This is a genomic window from Virgibacillus sp. DJP39, assembly GCF_049310925.1.
Taxonomy (GTDB): Bacteria; Bacillota; Bacilli; order Bacillales; family Amphibacillaceae; genus Virgibacillus_F.
On the sequence record NZ_JBMERP010000136.1, the window covers coordinates 1 to 4,948 of the forward strand.

The 4,948-nt window shown below is 36.1% G+C and carries 4 protein-coding genes; 2 read left to right on the forward strand and 2 right to left on the reverse strand.

All coding sequences use genetic code 11. The features are described from left to right. Both ACOI1D_RS20985 and ACOI1D_RS20990 read right to left on the reverse strand, forming a co-directional pair. Positions 1-595 (reverse strand): short chain dehydrogenase (locus ACOI1D_RS20985; RefSeq protein WP_422504083.1); only part of this gene is annotated, 595 nt, incomplete at its 3' end. Between the two features lie 160 nt (positions 596-755). Beyond that, on the reverse strand, positions 756-1,625 hold the full coding sequence (locus ACOI1D_RS20990; protein ID WP_422504085.1) for a YitT family protein: 870 nt from the start codon (positions 1,623-1,625) through the stop codon (positions 756-758). 320 nt (positions 1,626-1,945) lie between these two features. Here ACOI1D_RS20990 and helD point away from each other — a divergent pair, with 320 nt between their 5' ends. Beyond that, positions 1,946-4,291 (forward strand): RNA polymerase recycling motor HelD, encoded by a 2,346-nt coding sequence (gene helD / locus ACOI1D_RS20995; RefSeq protein WP_422504087.1) that lies wholly within the window; start codon positions 1,946-1,948, stop codon positions 4,289-4,291. Positions 4,292-4,396: 105 nt separating this feature from the next. Continuing rightward, complete coding sequence (locus tag ACOI1D_RS21000) at positions 4,397-4,747, forward strand: VOC family protein (RefSeq protein WP_422504088.1); 351 nt, start codon at positions 4,397-4,399, stop codon at positions 4,745-4,747. Positions 4,748-4,948 lie beyond the last annotated feature (201 nt).

The following is a 4,948-nucleotide window of genomic DNA, read 5'->3' on the forward strand; positions in this document are numbered from 1 at the left end:
AAATCTCGTAATTCTGTCCGGTTTGGGCACCGTATACGCTTTTTGTAAAACCTAGTGCAACACGGTTAGCTGGAACGGGATTGAATCCTTGGAAATATCCCTGAAGTCTTTCCCATGATTCCTGGACGGCATTTGGACTGACGCTATTAATTCGAATACCTCTTGGCATCTCAATAGCAGCTGATTTTACGAATGCTTTAACACCGCCGTTTGCCATTGCTGCAGACGCCCCTTGCAAGATGGGATCATCCATCATAATTCCAGTAGTTAAAGTAAAGCTTCCGTTATCATTCACATAGTCCATGCCTAAAAGTACCAAATTAATTTGTCCCTTTAGTTTACTCAGGATTCCTTTTTCATTTTTCTCTGGTGTTAGTTCTGTGAGTGGACTGAAAGCTGCGCCACCTGCAGCGTTTACAACTGCATCTACTTTTCCAACTTGTTCATACATGTTTTTTATACTATCCGGAGACATGATATCCACTGATACGTCACTGCCATTTCTGCCTGCGCGTACAATTTCATGGTCACGTTCTAAAATTTTTGTGACTTCTTTTCCGATTGTGCCACTCGCACCGACTACAAGTATTTTCATTTTAACAACCTCTCTCCTGCATAATATTACCCTACATTCTCATTTAAACAGCTCGTTATAATAGACTGGAGTTTTACAACGTTCTCTTTTTATCTCTGTAATAAATCTATGTATATTTACAGCAACTATGTATAAAAGATCAATAATAGGTAGGAATACGTTATAACTTTTGCCCATAATACTTATCCAATGAAAATCCTCGACCAAGTATCTCTGAAGCATTAATAAACACCACAAATGATGTCGGTTCCTCTTTTTGAAGAAGCTTTTTAAGAAGGACTGCCTCAGATTGTTCAGTGACACAAAGCAGCATTGTTTTATTTTCCTTCGAATATCCTCCTACAGTACGGATCTTAGTTAAGCTTCGATCAATTTGGTTATTAATAAGTGTCTGTATTTTTTCTTCTTTTTCAGTAATGATCAGAATAAGCTTGGTTGATGATGTGCGCAGCTGTACCCTGTCTATTACTTTACTCGTTATGTAAATACACATTAATGCAAATAAAGTGAGTTCCAAATTAAATACGATAATGGAGGAGACCACGACTATTCCATCCACAACCAGTTGGGAATAACCACTTGATAAACCAGTGAATTTCTTAACCAATTGTGCTATTGCAGCGGTTCCGCCAGTCGATCCATTTCCTTTGTACACCGTTCCAAGTCCAATACCAAGTACGATTCCGCCATATAAAGCGCCGAGCAAGGGGTTTGTAATCGTATATGGAATATCACTGCTAATCCATATAATTAAAGGAACCCAGAAAGTTCCTACTAACGTTTTTCCTCCAAAGTCTTTACCTAAGATTAACCACCCGATGAAGAAAACAGGAATATTGATTAGAAATTGCGTATATGCAGGGCTTAGCTCGTATAATTCAAACAGGATTGTACTAATCCCGGATATTCCCCCTGCAGCAAGCTTTGATGGTAACAAAAACATGTTATAGGAGAGTGCCACAAGTGTAGCTCCTGCAATTACTAGCATGTACTCTTTGAGAACCTGGTTTAAGTTTGAATGATTATTCATTGCTGTATTTGTTCCTTTCCTTTTACAACCTTTGTAAGCTTAATTAAGTGTAAATTTGTTTAAGGAGCCTGTCAATTATCCCGGAAATCAATACTTAGCAGTTTTGTTTTTATATATTTTTACTAAATAAAAAAACATTAGCAACCTACAACTTTGCAGGGCTAATGTTTTGGATAACTTTTGTTTATGAAGGAAGACTATGCAGGTTGTAATAGTAGGATTGAAAGTGGTATAATTTAAATTATTGGCTTTATGTAATCATAAGTATAGACTACTCTAGTATAATTGTAACAGAGGTATTATTTAAAGTCAATTAATAATTGAGAAGTAACGGAAATGAGGTTGATTCAATGAATCAGGAAGCTAAAGAACGAGCTACTGAACAAAGTCGTTTGGATTATATTCTACATTTAATTAAAGTGAAAGAGCGGATCGTGTCTCAGAAAGCACAAGACGTCAAAAATAGTGTTATTAACCTAAGAAAAAACTTTTGGGAAGATGTAACGGTTAACGTGGATGAACCTGACGATATAATAGAAACGCAGGCAAGTATAAGGCAACAAGCGGAGTTATTATCACAAAAGGAAAGAGGGCATGGTAAGTTTTCCGAGCAATTAAAAACATTTAAGAGACTCACTAACTCGCCCTATTTTGGAAGAATTAATTTCATAGAAGAAAAAGAAAATATAGAAGAGCCTATTTATATAGGTATAGCATCATTAATGGATAAAAACGGTGAAGATTTTCTGGTTTATGATTGGCGGGCACCTATTTCCAGCATGTATTACGACTTCAGCCCTGGAAAAGCAACCTATGAGACTGTAGTTGGAACAATTACAGGTGAAATCACCTTGAAGAGACAGTTCATTATTAAAAATGGTTGTTTAAATGGAATGTTTGACACCGGTGTAACAATAGGTGACGAACTCTTGCAACAAGCACTTGGAAATAATGCGAGTACCACGATGAAAAGTATTGTAGCTACCATTCAAAAAGAACAAAACAAAATTATTAGAAATGAAACGAGTAAGTACTTGATTGTACAGGGTGTGGCTGGGAGTGGAAAAACCTCTGCTGCATTGCAGCGTATTGCATACTTAATGTATCGAAACCGTGAAACATTAAGTGGAGACAATATGGTATTATTTTCACCAAATCCACTGTTCTCGAGTTATGTAGCGAATGTTCTACCTGAGCTCGGCGAAGAAAATATGAAACAAAAAACGTTTCAGGAATACCTGGAGAGCAAAGTTAACTCTCACATAACTATTGAATCACCATTCAAACAAATTGAATACACTTTAACTGGTGAAAGTGACCCGCACTATCATGTCAAAATGAAAGGTATCCATTTTAAATCGAGTATAGGATTCAAGGAGATTATTGATCATTTCATTACCCATTTAGGTACGCAGGAATTACTATTTAAAAATATTAATTTTCGTAAGCGTATTTTAATTTCTAAAGAAGAAATCAGCAGCTATTTTTATTCCTTAGATCATGCCATCTCTATACCAAACCGTATGGAACTTCTTTCTCAGTGGTTGCAAAGAGAACTAAGCATCCTTCAACGAGCAGAGGAAGAAAAGGACTGGGTGTTAGATGAAATCGAACTTTTGGATAAAGAAGACTACCTGGTAGCACATCAATACGTACAAGCAGATGATGACGAGGAGGAAGAGTCATTTATAAAGGAAGAAATATTTTTAAAGAAACAGGTTGTTAAAAAAAGATTTTCCTCGGTAAAAAAACAAGTTAAACAATTGAAGTTTGTTAATATTCTTGCGACATACCGTGAGTTATTTAATGGTTGGGAAACAGAAAACACACCTTTAGAATGGGATGAGATAAGTCGTCAGACATTCGCTGACCTATCAAGGAAATATTTATCATGGGAGGATGCAACTCCATTTGTTTATTTCCAGGGAAAATTGATAGGCGACACCACTGATCGGTCTATCCGTCATCTAATTATTGATGAGGCACAGGATTACTCCGCTTTCCAGTATGCTTATATACAGGGGGTTTTTCCTTATACAAAGATGACCTTGCTTGGTGATTTAAACCAGGGAATTTACGAACAGGCAACGCAGGAATACACGTTTTTACCAATGGTCAGTGAAGGTGGATATGAAAGTATTGGTTTAACCAAGAGTTATCGGTCAACGAAGCAAATTGTTGAGTTTACAAGGAGTTTTGCTGCGGGTGGAGAATTAATTCAACCATTTAATCGAGAGGGGAGCATACCGTCTGTTATAAAAGCTAGTACAATTGCGAATAGGAACAAGAAGCTAATTCTTGCTGTGAAAAAATTAGCTGAAGATGGACATGAAACAATTGCTATTATATGTAAAACGGTTAAGGAGTGTAACGATGTTTTTCATATGATAGGTGGGGAACTTGATATTACCAAGATTGATGAGGATACACATTCTTTCAAGAAAGGTATAGTAATTCTGCCTGTTTACTGGGCGAAGGGAATTGAATTTGATGCTGTCATTATTCCTGATGCGTCAGAACAACAATATGAGAAAGAATCTGAGAGAAACCTATTCTACACAGCTTGCACACGAGCAATGCATGATCTTACCATGTTAACTGTTGACGAACCATCAAGGTTTATCAAGGAGTCATCAGCCACAAAATATAAAACTGTTCCGAAGTAAAATCAGGTGTTGCTTGCAAAATAGTTTTTTGTTAACAAAAAAAGAGGATTTTCACTTCTAATAACGAATTAATTATGATAGATATTAATTTTAAGAGGTGTTGACATGAATCCAATAATAAATCAAATAGGAACCGTTTTTATACCAGTACAAAATATTCAACAAGCACGGGATTGGTATTGTGATATTCTCGGACTTCCTATCACAGAAGAAATATTGTTTGATCACCTGTATGTTTTACCGATGCAAGGAACTGGTATTGTGCTTGATAGCAAGATTTTTCAAAAAGAAAGAATCTATCAATACCCCGCTTTTCATTTTAATACAGCTGATATTAAGAAAGCTTATCAATTTATTAAGAATAAGGACGTACAGCTAGTCACAGATATTGAACATGATCAATGGTTTACTTTTAAGGACCCGGATGGAAACGTATTGATGATTTGCGAGGTTTAAGATCAGTTGTAAGGTGAATGAATTGCCTAAGACCGACGTAGGAAAAATTGATAAAAAGGCTATCATAAACAAATATCGCGTGGTCACCTAGGTGATACGCGGTTTTTGTATTTTTTCTGGTAACAAGCACGTCTGTTGAAAAGTATAGAAAATGTTTTAATAACCAACAATTAAAGATATGCAGCGACAGTTTGAAATGAA

Bases quoted from the DNA above. Each gene is read 5' to 3' on its own strand.
- ACOI1D_RS20990 (WP_422504085.1), bottom strand. From the start codon at position 1,625: ATGAATAATCATTCAAACTTAAACCAGGTTCTCAAAGAGTACATGCTA.
- ACOI1D_RS21000 (WP_422504088.1), top strand. From the start codon at position 4,397: ATGAATCCAATAATAAATCAAATAGGAACCGTTTTTATACCAGTACAA.